The organism is Cedecea sp. AS113 (genome assembly GCF_037152415.1).
Lineage (GTDB): Bacteria > Pseudomonadota > Gammaproteobacteria > Enterobacterales > Enterobacteriaceae > Cedecea.
Map to the genome: position 1 here is coordinate 146199 of NZ_JBBCMI010000009.1, position 18072 is coordinate 164270.

Genomic DNA, 18072 nt, shown 5'->3' on the forward strand with positions numbered 1-18072 from the left:
TTGGCCCTATAATCGAGTGCCAATTCAGTTTATCTGAGGGATCCAATTGCGAGACTTAGTGGGTGATTTGATTCTTGTCAGGCTGCAGGCAGAGACCGATATCCTGCTGCATAAACGTCTTTATAACGCGCTGCGCCGTTCCATTCTGGATGGCTCATTGCCGCCCCACAGCCGCCTGCCCGCCTCCCGCGACTTAGCCAGCGAACTCAGCATTTCCCGTAACACTGTGTTAACAGTTTATGAGCAGCTTATGACCGAGGGGTACGTTTCATCCCGCCAGGGCAGCGGCACTTTTGTTGAAAAAACGCTGCCGGATCGCTTCACCTCCACGGGAAGCCCTGCCGAAGGTGGCACGGCCCCGGCTCCTGAGGTATCTATTTCCCGCCGCGGGCAGCATCTTCTTTCTCAGGTGAGCGCCAGCCCGCGCCAGTGGGGAGCTTTTATTCCCGGTGTACCAGACGTCAACGCCTTCCCTCATCCGCTATTCAGCAAGATCCAGGCGCGCATCAGCCGCCGTCCTAAACCGGAGCGCCTGAGCTATAGCTGCAACGGCGGCACATCTGAACTGCAGCATGCGCTGGTCGATTACCTGCGTGTTTCCCGAGGAGTAAACTGCCAGGTCGACCAAATCCTGATCACCGAAGGGATCCACCAGGCTATCGATCTGGTCACCCGGATGCTGTGCGACAGAGACGACCTGGCGTGGATCGAAGAACCTTCTTACTGGGGCATCCGCCACGTACTGACGATGAATGATGTGCGGGTCACGCCGCTCACCGTCGATGAGAACGGCCTTTGCCCGCCGGAGAAAGTGAGCGAAGCGCCGCGCTTAATCTTCGTCACGCCGTCTCATCAGTACCCGCTGGGGGCGGTGATGAGCCTGGAGCGCCGCCAGCGCCTGTTGGCACTCGCCCGCCAGCACGGCAGTTGGATTATTGAAGATGACTACGACAGCGAATTTCGCTTTTCTGGCCAGCCTATTCCGGCGCTGCAGGGGCTGGTCACCGACGCGCCGGTGGTTTACATCGGCACCTTCAGTAAAACGCTTTATCCGGGTTTAAGGATCGGCTACGTCGTGCTGCCTCGCCCGCTGGTCAATGACCTGAAAACCGCCCATGCGGAACTGTATCGCGGCGGGCATTCGCTTATTCAGCAGGCGCTGGCAGAGTTTATTACCGCCGGGCATTATTCGGCCCATATTCGCCGGATGCGCCTGCTCTACGGCCGCCGTCGCGCCTTCCTGACCGACCTGATCTCCCGCCACTGCGGGCCACAGGCGCTGTCAGATTTTAGCGATAACGCCGGGCTGCATTTGATTTTGAATCTGCCTGATGAGGCCGATGATGTGGCGATTGCTGAGCGCGCTAACGCCCGCAATATTCTGGTGCGGCCCTTGTCGCGTTACTATCTGACCGAACGGCGCAAGAAGGGATTATTGATGGGGTTCGCCAGCCTGCCGGAGCGCGAAATGGAAGCGGCGTTTACCGTGCTGCTGGCATGTATGCCGGAGCATAAAAAGCAAAACGCCCCAACATAAAGTGGGGCGCTCTTAGTGCGACGTGTGTATCGGCGTTAAGCTTCGATAGCGGCGCGCAATTTTTTCATCGCGTTCTTTTCAAGCTGACGAACGCGCTCGGCGGAAACGCCATAGCGGTCTGCAAGTTCCTGCAGCGTGCTTTTGTTGTCTTCATCTAACCAGCGCGCGCGAATGATCTGCTGACTGCGTTCATCCAGGCCCTGCATCGCATCGCTCAGTTTGTCTGCGGCGTGAGATTCCCAGTTGTCGTCTTCAATGCCGTCGGCAAAGTTGGAAGACTTATCTTGCAGGAAGAGCACCGGCGCCATCGGCTGACCGTCAGCGTCGTCGTCATTCGACATGTCGAAAGTCATATCCTGCGCCGCCATGCGTGACTCCATCTCAAGCACGTCTTTGCTGGACACGCCAAGCTCGTTGGCCACCATTTCGACTTCGTCCTGATTAAACCAGCCCAAGCGCTGCTTGGTTTTACGCAGGTTAAAGAACAGCTTACGCTGTGCTTTGGTGGTCGCGACTTTCACAATACGCCAGTTACGCAGCACGTATTCATGAATTTCAGCCTTGATCCAGTGCACCGCAAAGGAGACCAGGCGAACACCCACTTCTGGGTTAAAACGGCGTACTGCTTTCATCAGGCCGATGTTGCCTTCCTGGATAAGGTCTGCCTGCGGCAGGCCGTAGCCGGAATAGTTACGCGCAACATGAACAACAAAGCGCAGGTGAGACAGGATCAGCTTTTTCGCTGCTTCCAGATCGCCCTGGTAATGCAGCTTTTCAGCCAGCTCCTTCTCTTCCTCAGCCGTTAACATCGGCCAGGCGTTTGCAGCCCGGATATACGACTCCAGGTTACCAACAGGGGCTAAAGCTAAATTTTGCATTTCTTTGGTCATTCAAACCCTCTCTTAGAGACTAAGTACGGCTTGCCATTCAAGTGGCTGAGGCGCACCGACGACACGTCAGGCCCAGACCGTACCCTTCACTGTACTCTCAGACAGTGATGTTATCCACAAGTTCAATGTAAAGCTGTGAATAGATTACACACAAAGTGTGACGGTTATTGCAGCATCGCAGGGGTCACTACGGTATAAAACGCACTCCCTGCGGACGACGTTATCGTAGCAGGGAATGAGTATATCAAAAACTTTTTACTCCGGCGTAAAACGGCGTAAATGTTGAACAGTGGCAAGCCAGGCTGCCAGCCAGCCGATCATCGACGAGACCAGCAACAGCAGCAGGCATTCGTCAAAGCCCAACCCGCTGATATCGAACTTAGTCCCGAACACCTGCGCCACTTCCGTCACCGCCGAAGAGAGGCGCATCACCAGAATCTCAGACAGGATCAGCGACAGAAACGCACCGCTAAAGCCCAGCAGCGCACCGCCATACAGGAACGGACGCAAAATAAAGCCGTCGGTTGCCCCGATAAGCTTCTGCACGTTGATGGTATCGCGGCGGGCAAAGATGCTCAAACGCACCGAGTTACCGATGACGAGGAACACCGCTGCAACCATCAGGATGCCGATCATCGCCGCCACTCGCCCGACCAGCCCGGTCAGCGCCGCGAGGCGGGCAAACCAGCTGTCATCCATGCGTACTTCATCGACGCCATGAATCTTCGCCACGCGATCACGCAGCGTATTCAGGTGATCCGTGCTCTGGAAATCTAGTTTAGGGTTCACCACGGCCACGGCGGGCAGCGGGTTCTCTTCCAGCATATCCAGCGCGCCGCCAAAGCCCGACCAGTTACGGAACTCGCCCAGCGCTTCTTCGCGGGAGAGGTAGTTAACTTTATCCACGCCCTCCTCCGCCTGAATCGCGCCCACCACCTGCTGCGCGGCGTTATCGTCCAGCGCCTTATCGAGGTAAACGGTAATTTGCGGGGACGGATAATATTGGGTCGCCGCCTGGTTTACGTTCTTGTAAACCATATAGCAAACGCTCGGCAGCGTCAGGGAGATGGCAATCACCATGACCGTCAGGAAGGTCGCCAGCGGCTTGCTCTTCAGATCCTGAAGCGCCCCTTCCCAGGCGTAGCGGAACTGCTCATTCACGCCGCCTTTCAGGGCTTTACTTTTAGACTGCGGCCCTTTGCCACGTTTTTTCACCGAACGGCCAAGATCGCCTAACTTATTCAGTTGGTTGATTTTATCCAGCTTGTTGCTGAAGCGCTTGATATGGTTGAGCGCACTGTGTTTATTCACCTGCCAGGCCTCCATGCAAATGGCCGTCGCTGAGGGTCAACATACGGTAATTGCGACGTGAGATAAGCCCTATATCGTGAGTGGCCATCAGCACCGTTACGCCCACGCGGTTAAACTCTTCGAACAGGCGCAGAATACCTTCCGACAGCGCATCATCAAGGTTCCCGGTCGGTTCATCCGCCAGCAGCACAGCCGGCTTGTTTACCACGGCGCGAGCGATGCCCACGCGCTGCTGTTCACCGCCGGAAAGCTGGATAGGAAAGTTCTTCGCTTTGTCCAGCAGGCCGACCTTATCTAATGCCGCAGACACGCGACGGCGAATATCTTCGCCGCTGGCGCCCGCGATGATCAGCGGGATGGCCACGTTGTCGTACACGGTTCTGTCCATCAGCAGGTGGTGATCCTGGAAGATCATCCCAATCTGACGACGCAGGAACGGCACTTCACGGCTCTTCAGGCGGCTAATATCATGGCCGCTGAAAAAAATCTTCCCATCGCTGGGCCGTTCGATACCGCAGATAAGCTTGAGCAGAGTACTCTTCCCTGCGCCAGAATGGCCGGTCAGAAAGGCCATCTCGCCCGGTTGCATATGGAAGGTCACTCCCTGCAACGCTTGTCTCCCACCGAGATAGGCTTTACTGACGTGTTCAAAGCGAATCATTGTTAATCCTCTCGGGCAAAAAGTGCCTCTATAAAGTCGCCCGCATTAAACGGTCGTAAATCAGAAATTTGTTCGCCGACGCCAATGTAGCGAATCGGAATGCCGAACTGGTCTGCCACAGAGAAGATTACGCCACCCTTGGCGGTACCATCCAGTTTGGTCAGGGTGATGCCCGTCAGCCCCACCGCTTCGTGGAACAGTTTAGCCTGGCTTATGGCATTCTGACCGGTGCTGGCGTCGAGGGTGAGCATAACCTCATGCGGGGCATCTTCGTCCAGCTTTTTCATAACCCTGACAATTTTCTTCAATTCTTCCATCAGGTGCGATTTATTCTGCAAACGCCCTGCGGTATCGGCAATCAACACATCAATGTTACGCGCCTTCGCCGCCTGAATAGCATCGAAGATAACTGAAGCGGAGTCCGCGCCGGTATGCTGGGCGACAACAGGAATATTGTTGCGCTGGCCCCAAACCTGAAGCTGCTCAACCGCTGCCGCACGGAAGGTATCACCTGCCGCCAGCATCACGGATTTACCCTGCTGCTCGAACTGCCGTGCCAGCTTACCGATGGTGGTGGTTTTACCCACGCCGTTAACGCCAACCATCAGGATAACAAACGGCGTTTTGCCTTCCACGCTAAGCGGCTCGTCCACTTTGGCGAGGATTTCGCTCATCTCTTCTTTCAGCAGACCGTACAGCGCTTCCGCGTCACGAAGCTGCTTACGGCTTGCACCTTCGGTCAGGTTGGTGATGATTTTCCGGGTTGTCTCAACCCCAACGTCGGCAATGAGTAGCTGCTCTTCCAGCTCTTCAAACAGATCATCATCGATTTTCTTGCCGCGGAACAGACTGATAAATCCGGAACCGAGGTTTTGTTTAGTTTTGACCAGGCTACGCTTCAGGCGGGCGAAGAAGCCCTCTTTGGTCGGCTTTTCCTGCTCTTGCTGCACGGCAACCGGAGCAGTCTCTTCGACAGCCTCTTCTTCCGGCTCTTCATCAACCGTTTCTTCAGCCACGGCTTCATCTTCCACGGCAGCTTCGTGCGCGAACAGCGCCTCGGCTTCAGCCACTTCTTCGTTGACGATTTCGTCCTGCTCGGCCTGCCACTCGTCCGGCTGATCTACATTTTCGGCAATCTCTTCCGGCAACGGCAGCGTTTCGTGCTCCACGGCCGCAACAGGCTGCTCAATGACTTCCGGCTCTGCAACAACAGCCGCAGGTTCAATCACCTCAGGCTCGACAACGGCCTCAGGTTCGACAACGGGTTCTGGCTCGATAACCGCCACAGGCTCTGGTTCCGCCACGATCTCGGGCTCAACGGTCACTTCCGGCTCAGGAATCATTTCCGGCTCGGCCGCCAGCGCTTTCTCTTCCGCTTCTTCTGCAAGCTGGGCGTTAACCTCCACGACCTGCTCAGCAAACTTTTCGGACTCCTCCAGTGAGTGCTCACTAACTAAGTCCTGCTGTTCCTGCTCGACAGCCTGAGGCTGTTGAGATTCATCCTGCGCGGGAGCCTGCTCAGTAACCGGTTGTTCTTCTATTACTTTTTGTTCTGCTTCGACATCCGGCTGCTGCTCTTTCTGGCCAAATCCCAGCCAGGAAAAAAAGCCACGTTTTTTCTCTTTCGCCATTTGCGACTACACTCCTCGCTGTTAATTCATGGCACAGACCCGATTCTGCTTGCCACGGGCATAAAAAATAGTGCGTTAGTCTATCACTTTCCCGGCGCGGCATCACGCCAGTGGATTAAGGTTTCCTGGCCGGGCGTGCGCCGCTAGAATAACCGCAAAATTTAGCATCGCAGTGAGAGCAATGAAGAAACCCCAATCCTCTGGTTCCGGCCAGATTCGCATCATCGGCGGCCAATGGCGCGGCCGAAAACTCCCGGTTCCGGACAGCCCCGGCCTGCGCCCGACGACAGACCGCGTGCGCGAAACGCTTTTCAACTGGCTGGCCCCGTCAATGGTAGATGCCCATTGCCTCGACTGTTTTGCCGGCAGCGGCGCGCTCGGACTGGAGGCGCTCTCCCGCTATGCCGCCAGCGCGACGCTGATTGAAATGGATCGCGCAGTCTCCCAGCAGTTGCAAAAGAACCTCGCAACCTTAAAAGCCAGCAATGGCAAAGTGCTCAACGCCAATACGCTGAATGTGCTCGCGCAGCCCGGCACGCAGCACAACGTCGTCTTTGTCGACCCGCCGTTCCGTAAGGGATTGCTGGATGAAACGCTCAGCCTGCTCGAGAAAAACGGCTGGCTGGCGGATGACGCGCTAATCTATGTAGAAAGTGAAGTGGAAAATGGTCTGCCAGCGGTGCCTGCCAGTTGGGCGCTGCACCGTGAAAAAGTCGCCGGTCAGGTGGCTTATCGCCTGTTTATTCGTGAAGCTCAAGGAACCGCATAATGCCGATTCTGATTAACTTTGGCCGCCTGCTGATGCTTTGCGTCTGGGGCTTTCTGATCTTTAACCTGGTTCACCCTTATCCGCGCCCGCTGAACATTTTCGTTAACGTCGCGCTGATCTTCATGGTGATTATGCACGGCCTGCAGCTGAGCCTGCTGAAAGCCACACAGCCGAAAGATGGGCCGGCGCTTGCCCGCGGTGAACAGATTAAGATTTTCGTTTTTGGCGTGTTTGAGCTGCTGGTCTGGCAGAAAAAGCTGCGTCAGGGCAAGTGAGTCTCTTCGGGGACGAAGCTGACAAAGCGCGTCCCCTTGTAACTCAGCGTACCTTTATCTCCCACCGATACCGCATGGTATTCCGCCGCTTCAACGCGCATTTTCATTTCCATCCCGCCGCTCTGTGGCGCAAACCAAACCTCATAGCGAATCGAGTCTTCCGGCGGAGTGACTTCACGCTGGCGCGAACGTCGGTCGTTGGACGGTTTTTCACGCTTGGTCGCCACCACCACTTTTTTTACGCTCAGCGGCGCCGCGTCGTTTTCGATATTCTGGCGGCGCTGCTGAAAATAGCGAAAGGAGGCGGCTACGACGATGACCACAACGATGGCGATAATGAAAGTTGGGGGCTTGCTCATGGCTTTTTCTCTAATTGTCAGACACTTTTCAGCATAACCCTGGCGCCGCGGCGTTGTCATCTGCGCCGCTTAGCCACTAGACTGAACGGTGTTACGCCAACAATTAAAATAAGGATATGCCATGCTTTGGTCATTTATTGCTGTTGCGTTATCGGCCTGGATTTACATTGATGCTTCCTGGCGCGGCGCCACCTGGCAGCGCTGGCTCTTCAAGCCGCTGACCCTGCTGCTCCTGCTGCTGCTGGCCTGGCAGGCACCGATGTTTGAAGCGGCCGGCTACCTGATTGTGGCGGGTCTTCTGGCAACGCTGGTCGGCGATGCGCTCACGCTACTGCCCACTCAACGTCTGCTTTACGCCGTGGGGGCATGCTTCCTTTCGCATCTGCTGTACACCATCTATTTTGCCAGCCAGATGAGCTTGGCCATTTTCTGGCCGCTACCGCTGGCTCTGCTGATTATTGGCGCACTGCTGGTCGCGACTATCTGGACGCGGCTGGAAGCGCTGCGCGTGCCTATTCTGACGTTTATCGGTATGACGCTGGTGATGGTTTGGCTTGCCGCCGAGCTTTATTTCTTCCGCCCGACGGCCCCGAACTTCTCCGGGTTTGTGGGGGCTAGCCTGCTGCTGCTGGGCAACATTGTCTGGCTGGTCAGCCACTATCGTCACCGCTTCAGAGGCGACAGCGCCATTGCCGCCGCCTGCTACTTTGCCGGGCACTTTATGATTGTTCGCGCCCTGTATATCTGAGGTTAACGCCTGTCTTCCGCCAGGGAGGCAGGTTCCAGCCTGCGGGTTTTGCCGTAGATAATGGTCAACACCGCAGGCACCGTAAACGCCACCGCGATAGCAATCACCTCGTAAATCATCTTCGATTCCGGCCCGCTAAACAGCCCCAGCTCGAACACGTTCAGTACCGGCAGGAAGCTGTAGGTTTTCACGCCCAAGAGGCCGGTAATCCCGCCGCCCAGCGCTGCGCCAATGCAGCCGAAAACAAATAACATGCGGTATTTCAGGTTCACGCCGTACAGCGCCGGTTCGGTAATGCCGAAGAAGGCGGAGAGCGAAGCGGAAATCGCAATCTGCTTATCTTTCAGGTTACGGGCAATAAAGATGGCACCAAATACCGCCCCAAACTGCCCCATTACCGCCGACATAAACATCGCCATAATGGTGTCATAGCCGTTGACCTGAATGTTAATTAACGCCAGCGGGATAATGCCCCAGTGCACGCCAAACACCACGAACAGCTGCCCAATCCCCGCTAACAGCGCACCGGAAATCACCGGGCTGAGGTTGTACAGCCACGCATAGCCGTTGGCGATGCCGACGCCAACATAGTCAGCCACCGGGCCAATCACGGTGAACACCACAAAGCCGCTGACGATCAGCGACAAACAAGGCACGAATACCAGCGCGGCGATCTCCGGGATCACCTTTTTCAGCCAGCGTTCGACGTGGCTCAGGAAGAGCACGGCAAAGACCGCCGGGATCACCGCCCCGCCGTAGATTTTCACGTTCAGCGCCAGGCCCATAACGTGGAAGGCCCCGGGCACGCTGGCATCCGTCAGCGGGAAAATCATCGCCGCCGTCAGCGCCAGGGCGCTAAATTTATTGGCCTTAAAGCGCTCCGCAGCCGTTACCGCGATAAACAGCGGCAGCATGACGAAAACGCCGCTGGAAAGCGCATTGAACACGGTGAACACGTACGAATGGGTATCCACCAGATTCATTGTTTGCAGCAACACCACAATCCCTTTCACCACCCCCACGCCCGCCAGCACGCCGATGTAAGGCGTGAAAATAGCGGAAAGTGTGGCCAGCAGGCGATTAATCATCGAGCCCTGCGGCGCAGAGGCTTCTTCTGAGGACGGCTCCCCCATCTGCGCCGTGATAGCCAGAAAGACTTTTTCAACTTTCGGCCCAATAACAATCTGGAATTGCCCTGGGTTTTCAACCAGTTTGACTACCTCTGGCAACTTATAAAGCTCATCTTTATTAATCTTACTTTTATCTTTGATAGTAAAACGCAAACGGGTTGCGCAGTGGGTAAGATGCTCTATATTTTCTGCCTCGCCGACATGCTGAATTATCTGTCGGGCAAGTTGACTGAAGGTAGCCATAATAATTCCTCAGTAGCAAGGTAGGGACGTTATTATTGTGTAGGGAATACTGTGCCTCAGGCGTAATCGCCTGGCTTCGTTTTACTTTTTACGGACACGCCAAAATCGGTAAAGATCCGCTGCGGCAGATTATTGCCCTTTGCCTCGGCAATATGGTGAGCCAATATCTGGAAAGGGATAACCATGATCAGCGGGGCAATAAACTCATCAATATTGGCTTTCACCGCCAGCGTACGCGGATCGTTGTCCTCACCTAATTTGATGGTGTACACGTAATCGGTATATTTTTGCTCATAGGCTTTCAGCAGTAATAAACGCTCGCGAGCCACGCCCGGCGTATCAATAAAGAACATCCGGTGGCTGCCATTCACTTCGAAATAAGGCCCGTGCATAAACGCTTCGAGCTCAACGCCCTGGGATGGCACGCGAATCGTCTCGGCAAACTTGGTTTCCATCTCTTTGATCACGCCGACGCTCGGCCCGTAGCCAATTGAGGTGAAGCGCGGGGAAGCGGCCAGTTCGGCCTGCCATTGGGTGAAAAAAGCTTCGGTGTCGGCAATCACGCCCGGAATCGATTTCACCGCAACGTCCAGCTTATGCAGCTCAGCCGCTTCCTGTTCAGCGTCGATCTTCCCACTGCGGCGAGCAACAAACACGCCCAGCAGCATAAATTTCAGGATCGTAGCAACGTACCCTTTGGTGACGTAGCCCACGCGTTCCTCGCCGATCTCGATATCAATCACGTGGTCCACGGCGCGGGCAAGCTCGCTCCCGGCTTTGCTGGTGATGCCCACCGTTTTGACCGGGTGAGTCTGGCGAATATGCTGAATTGCGTTGAGGGTCGAGGTGCTTTCCCCGCTCTGGGAAACGCCTATCACCAAATCCGTGGTGTCACTGAATTTTTCGTAATGCTGAAAGTGGAACGGCTCTTCGACGGTGACACGAACGTCCGCCAGTTTTTCCACGTAGTACTTCGCGCTTTTGATCGCGTTAATGCTGGAGCCCGTGGCCAGCACCAGCCACTCTTTTTGCCCACCGAGCACCGGAAGATCGGACGGATAGCGAGACAGCATGGCGCTTAATGTCGCCTGCTCTTCATGGATATAGGTCATCATTGTCGGTTTCATCGGCTCTCCTGTAATCAAAACCTGAAAACGTTTTCAGGTTTTAGGCTAGAGGAGTCTGACGAGGCTTGTCAACGCCAGATCGCGCAACTGTTAGCGAGATCAAAAAATAACGTGAAGGGGAGAAACGGGCGGATGCCTGAAAAAGAGATCCGCCGCTGAAAACTAACAGGATTCGCCGTTCAATAGCGTAAGAGGTATTTTTTCGACTGCGATACCGGCAGCATTTTCATTCAAAATAGCCATTAACTTTGTCATTACCGCTTTGCCAATCAAAGCATTCTGGTGGTCAACGGTGGCAATGCGGGGAATAAAATACTCGCTGCCAGGGAAATATTCACAGCTCACTATGGCGATATTATCTGGCACAGACAGATTGTGATCCTTTAGCGCACGGATCGCGCCTTTGGCAACATGATCGTTAATTGCCACAATGGCATCCGGCAAGCTTGTATTCGTTGAAATCAGCGTTTCAATTGCCTCATAGCCATGCTGTAAATAAAAGTTTTTCAGCACAATAAAACTATTTTCTACCGGCAATTTCGCAGCTTCCAGCTCGGCCCGAAATACCGCCTCGCGCTCGCGAGTAATATATACATTCTTTGACCCGCCGATAAAACCAATGCGCCGGTAACCTTTCTCAATCAGGTGACGAGTGGCTAAGCGCACACATCCCGCCTGATCGCGTTCAACGCAGGCATATTCCACGCCCGGCAGGTTACGCCCCACGACCACGACCGGCACGGTGGCGATCAGCTTTTTCAGTTCCTGCAGATAAGTCGCGGCAATGTCGTTGTAGTCGATATTACCGCCGAGAATGATCACGCCGTCTATCTGGCTGTCGGTAATGGAATTAAAAATATGCTCTTCGGGCACCACCGGTGCTTCGCGAGAGGTTCTGTTTGCCGATTGCGTGTCGTACAGCGTGACCTTGTAGCCCAACCGCAGACTTTCGTGCTCAATTTGCGCCACCAGCATCACAAAGTAGGGGTTACTGATATCGGAAACGACAATCGCCAGCGTCTGGGTTTTCTTGGAAATCATCCCCCGCGCCAGCAGATTCGGGCTGAAGTTATGCTCCTGAATCACTTTTTCAACCCGGCTACGCGTTTTGTCCGCCACCCAGCTGTTATTGTTCAGCACTCGGGAGACCGTGGCGATAGACACCTGCGCCAGCTCCGCAATATCCTTGATTGTCAGTGGTTTTTTCATCGATTCATTCTCATCCCGACCTGCGGATAATACTAGGGGAAGCGCCGTGGGGAAGCAAAGGCCAATCCTGAAAACTGCCGCCGGCCAGCCAGAAATATCCGGCGGTAAAAAAGACGCTTGACTCTGGAGTCAACTCCAGAGAGTAACATCGGTAATGAGAAAATTATCATTACCGGAGGGCGCCATGCTCAACACACCTCAAGACGGCAAAAAGCCACCGCAGTTTGCGTTTGCCAAACTAAGCCCGCTGCAGGCGGAAGGCCCCTCCTGCTGCGCCGATGACGCCTGCTCTGCACAAAAACCAGAGCCAGAAATTGCCGACAACGGCAGCCGCTACAGCTGGCACGTCGCGGGGATGGACTGCGCGGCCTGCGCACGCAAAGTGGAAAATGCGGTGAAACAGGTGAGCGATGTGCAGCAAGTTCAGGTGGTGTTTTCTACCGAAAAACTGCTGGTCAGCGCCTCAAGAGACATTCGCGACGACGTAGAAAAAGCGGTCAAGGCCGCAGGCTACACGCTGAACGACGCCAGCGCCCCGAAGCAGGAAAAAAGCAGCAGCCTGCAAGAGAACCTGCCGCTGATCCTGCTCATCGTCCTGATGGTGATCAGCTGGGGGCTCGAGCAATTCAACCATCCGCTCGGCAACCTGGCGTTTATCGCCACCACGCTGGTTGGCCTGTGGCCGATCGCGCGCCAGGCCGTGCGTCTGATTCGCAGCGGCAATTGGTTCGCCATTGAAACGCTGATGAGCGTCGCCGCAATCGGCGCGCTGTTTATCGGCGCCACCGCCGAGGCGGCGATGGTTCTGCTGCTGTTCCTCATCGGCGAACGCCTCGAATCCTATGCCGCCAGCCGAGCACGCCGCGGGGTAAGCGCCTTGATGGCGCTAAAGCCGGACGTCGCTATTCGCCTCCGGGACGGCGAGCGCGAAACCGTCGCGCAGGCCGATCTTCGCCCAGGCGACGTGATTGAAGTTGCCGCCGGAGGCAGACTGCCCGCCGACGGCCGCCTGCTCAGCGGTTTTGCCAGCTTTGACGAAAGTGCCCTAACCGGGGAATCCGTGCCGGTAGAGCGCCAGCAGGGCGAAAAAGTCGCCGCAGGCAGCACCAGCGTAGATCGCCTTGTTCAGCTGGAGGTCATTTCCGAGCCCGGCGACAGCGCCATCGACCGCATTTTGCGGCTGATTGAAGAAGCCGAGGAGCGCCGTGCGCCTATCGAACGCTTTATCGATCGTTTTAGCCGGATTTATACGCCGATCATCATGCTGCTCGCGCTGCTGACCGCCGTCATCCCGCCACTGTTCTTCGGCCAGGGCTGGGAACCGTGGATCTATAAAGGCCTGACGCTGCTGCTGATCGGCTGCCCATGCGCGCTGGTTATCTCCACGCCTGCGGCCATTACTTCAGGTCTTGCCGCGGCGGCTCGTCGAGGCGCGTTGATTAAAGGCGGGGCCGCGCTGGAACGTCTCGGTCAAATCCAGCAGGTCGCGTTCGACAAAACCGGCACCCTGACGGCAGGTAAACCTCAGGTTACGGCCATAGCGGTGGAAGAAGGAACAGAAGAAGACCAGCTTCTGGCGCTCGCCGCAGCGGTAGAACAAGGCTCCACCCACCCACTGGCGCAGGCCATTGTCAACGCGGCGCAACAGCGCAACTTGCCTCCTGTCGCCGCAGAAAATCACCGCGCTCTCGCCGGGGTTGGCGTAGAAGCCAGCATTCAGGGCGAAACGCTGCTGCTCAGTTCACCGTCCAAACTTGACGGCCAGACACTCAGCGAAACCTGGCAAAGACGGATCGCGAATCAGGAAGAAGAGGGCCAGACGGTGATCGTGGTGCTGCGTGCGGGGCAACTGCTGGGCACCATCGCCATGCGCGATACGCTGCGCAGCGATGCCCGCGAAGCGGTTACGGCACTCCACCAGCTCGGGATTCAGGGCGTAATGCTGACCGGGGATAACCCACGCGCGGCGGCGGCAATCGCCCGCGAGCTTGGCATTGATTACCGCGCCAGCCTGCTGCCGGCAGACAAAGTGGCAGCGGTGAATAAACTCAATGCCACCGCGCCGCTGGCAATGGTCGGCGACGGCATCAACGATGCCCCGGCGATGAAAGCGGCGACCATCGGCATCGCGATGGGCAGCGGCACCGACGTCGCGCTGGAAACGGCAGATGCCGCGCTAACCCACAACCGTCTGACCGAACTGGCAGGTATGGTACGGCTCGCCAGAGCCACCCATAACAACATTCGCCAGAACGTGACGATTGCGCTGGGGCTGAAGGGGATTTTCCTGGTCACCACCCTGCTCGGCCTGACCGGCCTGTGGCTGGCGGTGCTGGCAGACTCAGGCGCTACCGCGCTGGTCACGGCGAACGCCATTCGCCTGCTGCGGAAGAAATAGTTTTCGAGGCAGCTTCCGGTTTTTTACTCCGCAAGCAGGGGCAAGGATGCCCCTGTGTAAAAATGAATCCCCGCCCATAAGTTGACTGATTGGCAACTTATGGGCATATTAATTGCCAATCAGTCAACTTCAGGATGAAGTGATGCACCTGATTACGCTTAAGGCGCTTGTGGAAGCCGGTCAAAAATTTCCCAGACATAAGCAGGAACTGCAAATCCTTGGCAAAGTGCTGGAAAAAGGCTTCTTCCCAACACCGGACTCACTTAAGCGGATTTATCCCACGCTGGATAACTTTAAATATCTCGATAAACATTACGTCATCAACATAGCCGGAAATGAACTCAGGCTGATTGCACTTATCTTTTTTACCAGCCAGAAGTTCTACATCCGCCACGTCATGACGCACAGCGAATACATGCGATTTACTGAAAAACACCGGGGAAAGAAGTGATGATTGCGGATGCACTGAAGGCCGCCGAAGCTTTAAAAACAGCGGTTCCGCTACTGGCAGGCAGCACCTGCGAAAAAGATTATCTGTCTGCGCTGGAGCTGGTCGAATATCTGCTCATCAATGATCCAGAAAGTCCGCTGGTTGAGATTCTCAGTAGTAAGATCCAGGCCTGGGAAAACGCGCAGCCTGACGTGCAGGCGTTCCGCGAGGAAATGCAGGCCATACCTGCCGGGATAGCCATACTGAAAACCCTGATGGAGCATCACCATCTAAAACAGAGCGATTTTCAACAAGAGATTGGCAGCAAGTCGATGGTCTCCCGCATTCTCAGCGGTGAACGCCAGCTAACCACCGATCACATCCGCAAACTGTCACGGCGATTTGGCATATCACCCGCCCTCTTTTTCTGAGCAGCGGATTAGCCTGGTGAGGGGATTAATGACTCTTACGCAGCAAATAGCGGTAAGGTAGCGCGTCGGTTTCGCTGGCGACCAGCTCGTGCTCCATAAAGCGGCAAAAACCGGGGATATCGCGCGTGGTGGCCGGATCATCGGCTATCACCAGCAGCGTTTCGCCGACGGGCATATTGCGCACGGTTTTGCGCACCATCATCACCGGCTCCGGGCAGCGCAGGCCAAGAGCATCCAGCGTGTGGTCAGGGGTTGCGAACAAATCGGTCATAGCACTCTCAGGTCGTCAAAAACCGCGCTAGTTTACGCCGGGTAAAATCTGGCGCAAGCCGCGTGAACGATTGCGTTAAAATTAACCATTGCATTGAGAAACTAAAGCAGTATCATCCCCGCGCTTTACATTTTTGACTGGGTTCCCTCACCCCACTACTAAAAAGGCTACAACATGATGCAGTTCAGCACTCGCCAGCGCACTAATGCGCTGTTTTGGCTATCGCTTTTTCATTTGCTGGTGATCACCTCCAGCAACTATCTGGTTCAGCTTCCGGTCTCCGTCTTTGGGTTTCATACCACCTGGGGCGCCTTCAGCTTCCCGTTTATCTTCCTCGCGACCGACCTCACGGTGCGTATTTTCGGCGCTCCGCTGGCGCGGCGGATTATTTTCGCGGTGATGATCCCGGCACTGGTGATTTCCTACGGCATCTCCTCGCTGTTTTACATGGGAAGCTGGCAGGGCTTTGAAGCGCTAACCCACTTCAACCTGTTTGTTGCCCGTATCGCGGTTGCCAGCTTCATGGCTTACGCGCTCGGCCAGATTCTGGACGTGCACGTCTTTAACCGCCTGCGCCAGAATCACTGCTGGTGGCTGGCCCCAACGGTGTCCACGCTGTTCGGTAACGTGAGCGATACGCTGTCGTTCTTCTTTATCGCCTTCTGGCGCAGCCCGGACGCCTTTATGGCCCAGCACTGGGTAGAAATCGCCGTGGTCGATTACTGCTTCAAAGTGCTTATTAGCCTGGTATTCTTCCTGCCGATGTACGGCGTCCTGCTGAATATGCTGTTGAAACGCCTCGCAGATAAATCTGAAATCTCCGCGCTGCAGCCTGGTTAAACGCGGGCTGAATATCTTGTGTTAAGATGCAGAGATTGGCCTTTTGGCTTGCTAACGGAAAGGAAGAACGCGATGCGCAAACTGGTAAAATATGTCGGTATTGGCCTGCTGGTAGTGGGTCTTGCCGCCTGTGATAATAACGACAGCAAAACCGCCACCACCGGCGCGCCGGAAGCCAGCAGCGCCAGCGGTCAGCCAGTTGAACTGCTGGACGGCAAACTGAGCTTTGCCCTGCCAGCGGACATGAGCGATCAGAGCGGCAAGGTGGGCACTCAGTCCAACAACATGCACGTTTATTCTGACGCAACCGGCCAGAAAGCGGTGATCGTGATTGTCAGCGACAACCCGACGAGCGACCTTGCCACGCTGGCAAAAGGCCTGGAAGAGCAGCAGCGCGCACGCGACCCGCAGCTTCAGGTGGTAACCAACAAATCCATCGAGATTAAAGGCCACACCCTGCAGCAGCTGGACAGCGTGATCTCCGCCAAAGGACAGACCGCGTACTCTTCCATCATCATTGGCAAAGTGGACGATAAACTGCTGACCATGCAAATCACGCTGCCTGCGGATAACCAGCAGCTGGCGCAGACCAACGCGGAAAACATCATCAACACCATCGTCATCAAGTAATCGCCGCGCGATACATCAATGGCTCCGCCTCCGCGGGGCCATTTTTTTCCTTCATTTTCAGACAGACTGCCGCCGTCGCCCTGCCAGGAAGTACTACACTAAAAGCACCTTTTCCCGATCGGACGTCTGCATGACAGCCCCACAACCTGATAAGACCGGCCTGCATATATTGCTCAAACTCGCGGCCCTGGTGATTATTCTCGCCGGTATTCACGCCGCAGCCGACATCATCGTTCAGCTATTGCTGGCGGTATTTTTCGCCATTGTTCTCAACCCGCTGGTGACCTGGTTTATGCGCCGCGGTCTTAGCCGCCCGCTCGCGATTGCCATCGTGGTGCTGGTCATGCTGGTGATGCTCACTTTGCTGGTTGGCGTGCTGGCAACGTCGATGAATGACTTCATGGAACAAATGCCGCAGTTCAACAAACTGCTGACGCAGAAAGTGCGTGAAATCGAGCACGCGATGCCGTTTTTGCACCTGCCGCTGTCGCCGGAACGCCTGCTGCAAAAGCTGGACTCCGACAAGCTGATGACCTTTGCCACAACGCTGATGACCGGGCTTTCCGGGGCGATGGCCAGCGTGCTTCTACTGGCGATGACGGTGATTTTTATGCTGTTTGAGGTGCGCCATGTACCTTATAAACTCCGTTTTGCGCTGGCAAACCCTAAGCTGCATATCGCCGGCATGCACCGAGCGCTGAAAGGCGTCACCCACTATCTGGCGCTGAAGACCTTTATCAGTTTACTGACCGGCATCGTTATCTGGCTGGGGCTAAAGCTGCTGGGCGTGCAGTTTGCGCTGATGTGGGGCGTGCTGGGCTTCTTGCTCAACTACATTCCCAATATTGGGTCGGTGATCTCCGCCGTGCCGCCGATGATTCAGGCTCTGCTGCTCAACGGTACCTATGAGATGCTGATGGTCGGGGCGCTGTTCCTGGTGGTGCACATGGTACTGGGGAATATTCTGGAGCCCCGCATGATGGGGCGTGGGCTGGGGATGTCGACTTTCGTCGTATTTCTCTCCCTGCTCTTCTGGGGCTGGCTGCTCGGCCCGGTGGGCATGTTGCTCTCGGTGCCGCTCACCAGCGTTTGTAAAATCCTCATGGAATCTACCCAGGGCGGGGCGAAACTGGCGATTCTGCTGGGTCCCGGCAGGCCGAAAAAACGCCTGCCGGGCTAACG

At 55.8% G+C, this 18072-nt stretch carries 19 protein-coding genes; 10 read left to right on the forward strand and 9 right to left on the reverse strand.

The window, feature by feature from the left end:
• Positions 1-46: 46 nt before the first annotated feature.
• Positions 47-1537 (forward strand): MocR-like pyridoxine biosynthesis transcription factor PdxR, encoded by a 1491-nt coding sequence (gene pdxR, locus WFN87_RS13140; protein WP_336983097.1) that lies wholly within the window; start codon positions 47-49, stop codon positions 1535-1537.
• Between the two features lie 35 nt (positions 1538-1572).
• Here the strand turns inward: pdxR and rpoH are convergent, their stop codons facing one another.
• The 4 genes from rpoH to ftsY all read right to left on the reverse strand — a co-directional run bounded on the left by rpoH (position 1573) and on the right by ftsY (position 6030).
• Positions 1573-2427: an RNA polymerase sigma factor RpoH gene (gene rpoH / locus WFN87_RS13145; RefSeq protein ID WP_008458573.1), complete on the reverse strand. Its 855-nt coding sequence runs from the start codon at positions 2425-2427 to the stop codon at positions 1573-1575.
• Between the two features lie 255 nt (positions 2428-2682).
• Positions 2683-3738 carry a permease-like cell division protein FtsX gene (ftsX, locus tag WFN87_RS13150; protein WP_045784745.1) on the reverse strand — a complete coding sequence of 352 codons (1056 nt, stop codon included), beginning with the start codon at positions 3736-3738 and terminating at the stop codon, positions 2683-2685.
• Positions 3731-4399 (reverse strand): cell division ATP-binding protein FtsE, encoded by a 669-nt coding sequence (gene ftsE / locus WFN87_RS13155; protein WP_008458576.1) that lies wholly within the window; start codon positions 4397-4399, stop codon positions 3731-3733. Before ftsE ends, ftsX begins: the two co-directional genes overlap by 8 nt.
• Positions 4400-4401: 2 nt before the next feature.
• Positions 4402-6030: a signal recognition particle-docking protein FtsY gene (ftsY, locus tag WFN87_RS13160; protein WP_336983096.1), complete on the reverse strand. Its 1629-nt coding sequence runs from the start codon at positions 6028-6030 to the stop codon at positions 4402-4404.
• A gap of 181 nt (positions 6031-6211) precedes the next feature.
• Here ftsY and rsmD point away from each other — a divergent pair, with 181 nt between their 5' ends.
• On the forward strand, positions 6212-6799 hold the full coding sequence (gene rsmD / locus WFN87_RS13165; protein WP_336983095.1) for a 16S rRNA (guanine(966)-N(2))-methyltransferase: 588 nt from the start codon (positions 6212-6214) through the stop codon (positions 6797-6799).
• 5 nt (positions 6800-6804) lie between these two features.
• Positions 6805-7074 carry a DUF1145 family protein gene (locus tag WFN87_RS13170; RefSeq protein ID WP_096754169.1) on the forward strand — a complete coding sequence of 90 codons (270 nt, stop codon included), beginning with the start codon at positions 6805-6807 and terminating at the stop codon, positions 7072-7074.
• Here WFN87_RS13170 and WFN87_RS13175 read toward each other — a convergent pair.
• On the reverse strand, positions 7062-7433 hold the full coding sequence (locus tag WFN87_RS13175) for a DUF2500 family protein (RefSeq protein ID WP_166994700.1): 372 nt from the start codon (positions 7431-7433) through the stop codon (positions 7062-7064). The two genes, WFN87_RS13170 and WFN87_RS13175, sit on opposite strands and share 13 nt — an antisense overlap.
• Positions 7434-7554: 121 nt before the next feature.
• Here WFN87_RS13175 and WFN87_RS13180 point away from each other — a divergent pair, with 121 nt between their 5' ends.
• On the forward strand, positions 7555-8181 hold the full coding sequence (locus WFN87_RS13180) for a lysoplasmalogenase (protein WP_336983094.1): 627 nt from the start codon (positions 7555-7557) through the stop codon (positions 8179-8181).
• Positions 8182-8183: 2 nt separating this feature from the next.
• Here the strand turns inward: WFN87_RS13180 and WFN87_RS13185 are convergent, their stop codons facing one another.
• From WFN87_RS13185 to WFN87_RS13195, 3 genes are all read right to left on the reverse strand, one after another.
• Positions 8184-9554 carry a PTS transporter subunit EIIC gene (locus WFN87_RS13185; protein WP_286180307.1) on the reverse strand — a complete coding sequence of 457 codons (1371 nt, stop codon included), beginning with the start codon at positions 9552-9554 and terminating at the stop codon, positions 8184-8186.
• Between the two features lie 56 nt (positions 9555-9610).
• Positions 9611-10681 carry an SIS domain-containing protein gene (locus tag WFN87_RS13190; RefSeq protein WP_336983093.1) on the reverse strand — a complete coding sequence of 357 codons (1071 nt, stop codon included), beginning with the start codon at positions 10679-10681 and terminating at the stop codon, positions 9611-9613.
• Positions 10682-10843: 162 nt separating this feature from the next.
• Positions 10844-11890 carry a LacI family DNA-binding transcriptional regulator gene (locus tag WFN87_RS13195; RefSeq protein WP_336983092.1) on the reverse strand — a complete coding sequence of 349 codons (1047 nt, stop codon included), beginning with the start codon at positions 11888-11890 and terminating at the stop codon, positions 10844-10846.
• A 184-nt stretch (positions 11891-12074) separates the two neighbouring features.
• Between WFN87_RS13195 and zntA the strand changes: the two genes are divergently transcribed.
• The 3 genes from zntA to WFN87_RS13210 all read left to right on the forward strand — a co-directional run bounded on the left by zntA (position 12075) and on the right by WFN87_RS13210 (position 15149).
• Positions 12075-14288: a Zn(II)/Cd(II)/Pb(II) translocating P-type ATPase ZntA gene (zntA, locus tag WFN87_RS13200; protein WP_336983091.1), complete on the forward strand. Its 2214-nt coding sequence runs from the start codon at positions 12075-12077 to the stop codon at positions 14286-14288.
• 142 nt (positions 14289-14430) lie between these two features.
• Entirely contained in the window at positions 14431-14739 is a 309-nt protein-coding gene (locus tag WFN87_RS13205) for a type II toxin-antitoxin system HigB family toxin (protein WP_336983090.1), read from the forward strand.
• The gene (locus WFN87_RS13210; protein WP_336983089.1) at positions 14739-15149 is read left to right on the forward strand and encodes a helix-turn-helix domain-containing protein; all 411 of its coding nucleotides are present in this window, start codon (positions 14739-14741) and stop codon (positions 15147-15149) included. Before WFN87_RS13205 ends, WFN87_RS13210 begins: the two co-directional genes overlap by 1 nt.
• 25 nt (positions 15150-15174) lie before the next feature.
• Here WFN87_RS13210 and tusA read toward each other — a convergent pair whose 3' ends face one another.
• Positions 15175-15420, reverse strand: a complete 246-nt coding sequence (gene tusA / locus WFN87_RS13215) for a sulfurtransferase TusA (RefSeq protein WP_008458604.1) — start codon at positions 15418-15420, stop codon at positions 15175-15177.
• Positions 15421-15594: 174 nt separating this feature from the next.
• On the opposite strand from tusA, the gene WFN87_RS13220 reads away from it, so the two are divergent.
• The 3 genes from WFN87_RS13220 (at position 15595) to WFN87_RS13230 (ending at position 18070) form a co-directional block, all read left to right on the forward strand.
• Positions 15595-16260, forward strand: a complete 666-nt coding sequence (locus tag WFN87_RS13220) for a 7-cyano-7-deazaguanine/7-aminomethyl-7-deazaguanine transporter (RefSeq protein ID WP_034809192.1) — start codon at positions 15595-15597, stop codon at positions 16258-16260.
• 72 nt (positions 16261-16332) lie between these two features.
• Positions 16333-16890 carry a DcrB family lipoprotein gene (locus WFN87_RS13225; RefSeq protein WP_008458608.1) on the forward strand — a complete coding sequence of 186 codons (558 nt, stop codon included), beginning with the start codon at positions 16333-16335 and terminating at the stop codon, positions 16888-16890.
• 130 nt (positions 16891-17020) lie between these two features.
• Positions 17021-18070 (forward strand): AI-2E family transporter, encoded by a 1050-nt coding sequence (locus WFN87_RS13230; RefSeq protein ID WP_008458610.1) that lies wholly within the window; start codon positions 17021-17023, stop codon positions 18068-18070.
• Positions 18071-18072: the final 2 nt, after the last annotated feature.

Excerpts from the sequence above, each read along its gene's own strand:
- rpoH (WP_008458573.1), bottom strand. The coding sequence starts at position 2,427 with ATGACCAAAGAAATGCAAAATTTAGCTTTAGCCCCTGTTGGTAACCTG.
- ftsE (WP_008458576.1), bottom strand. The coding sequence starts at position 4,399 with ATGATTCGCTTTGAACACGTCAGTAAAGCCTATCTCGGTGGGAGACAA.
- ftsY (WP_336983096.1), bottom strand. The coding sequence starts at position 6,030 with ATGGCGAAAGAGAAAAAACGTGGCTTTTTTTCCTGGCTGGGATTTGGC.
- rsmD (WP_336983095.1), top strand. The coding sequence starts at position 6,212 with ATGAAGAAACCCCAATCCTCTGGTTCCGGCCAGATTCGCATCATCGGC.
- WFN87_RS13175 (WP_166994700.1), bottom strand. The coding sequence starts at position 7,433 with ATGAGCAAGCCCCCAACTTTCATTATCGCCATCGTTGTGGTCATCGTC.
- WFN87_RS13180 (WP_336983094.1), top strand. The coding sequence starts at position 7,555 with ATGCTTTGGTCATTTATTGCTGTTGCGTTATCGGCCTGGATTTACATT.
- WFN87_RS13185 (WP_286180307.1), bottom strand. The coding sequence starts at position 9,554 with ATGGCTACCTTCAGTCAACTTGCCCGACAGATAATTCAGCATGTCGGC.
- WFN87_RS13190 (WP_336983093.1), bottom strand. The coding sequence starts at position 10,681 with ATGAAACCGACAATGATGACCTATATCCATGAAGAGCAGGCGACATTA.
- WFN87_RS13195 (WP_336983092.1), bottom strand. The coding sequence starts at position 11,890 with ATGAAAAAACCACTGACAATCAAGGATATTGCGGAGCTGGCGCAGGTG.
- zntA (WP_336983091.1), top strand. The coding sequence starts at position 12,075 with ATGCTCAACACACCTCAAGACGGCAAAAAGCCACCGCAGTTTGCGTTT.
- WFN87_RS13205 (WP_336983090.1), top strand. The coding sequence starts at position 14,431 with ATGCACCTGATTACGCTTAAGGCGCTTGTGGAAGCCGGTCAAAAATTT.
- WFN87_RS13210 (WP_336983089.1), top strand. The coding sequence starts at position 14,739 with ATGATTGCGGATGCACTGAAGGCCGCCGAAGCTTTAAAAACAGCGGTT.
- tusA (WP_008458604.1), bottom strand. The coding sequence starts at position 15,420 with ATGACCGATTTGTTCGCAACCCCTGACCACACGCTGGATGCTCTTGGC.
- WFN87_RS13220 (WP_034809192.1), top strand. The coding sequence starts at position 15,595 with ATGATGCAGTTCAGCACTCGCCAGCGCACTAATGCGCTGTTTTGGCTA.
- WFN87_RS13225 (WP_008458608.1), top strand. The coding sequence starts at position 16,333 with ATGCGCAAACTGGTAAAATATGTCGGTATTGGCCTGCTGGTAGTGGGT.
- WFN87_RS13230 (WP_008458610.1), top strand. The coding sequence starts at position 17,021 with ATGACAGCCCCACAACCTGATAAGACCGGCCTGCATATATTGCTCAAA.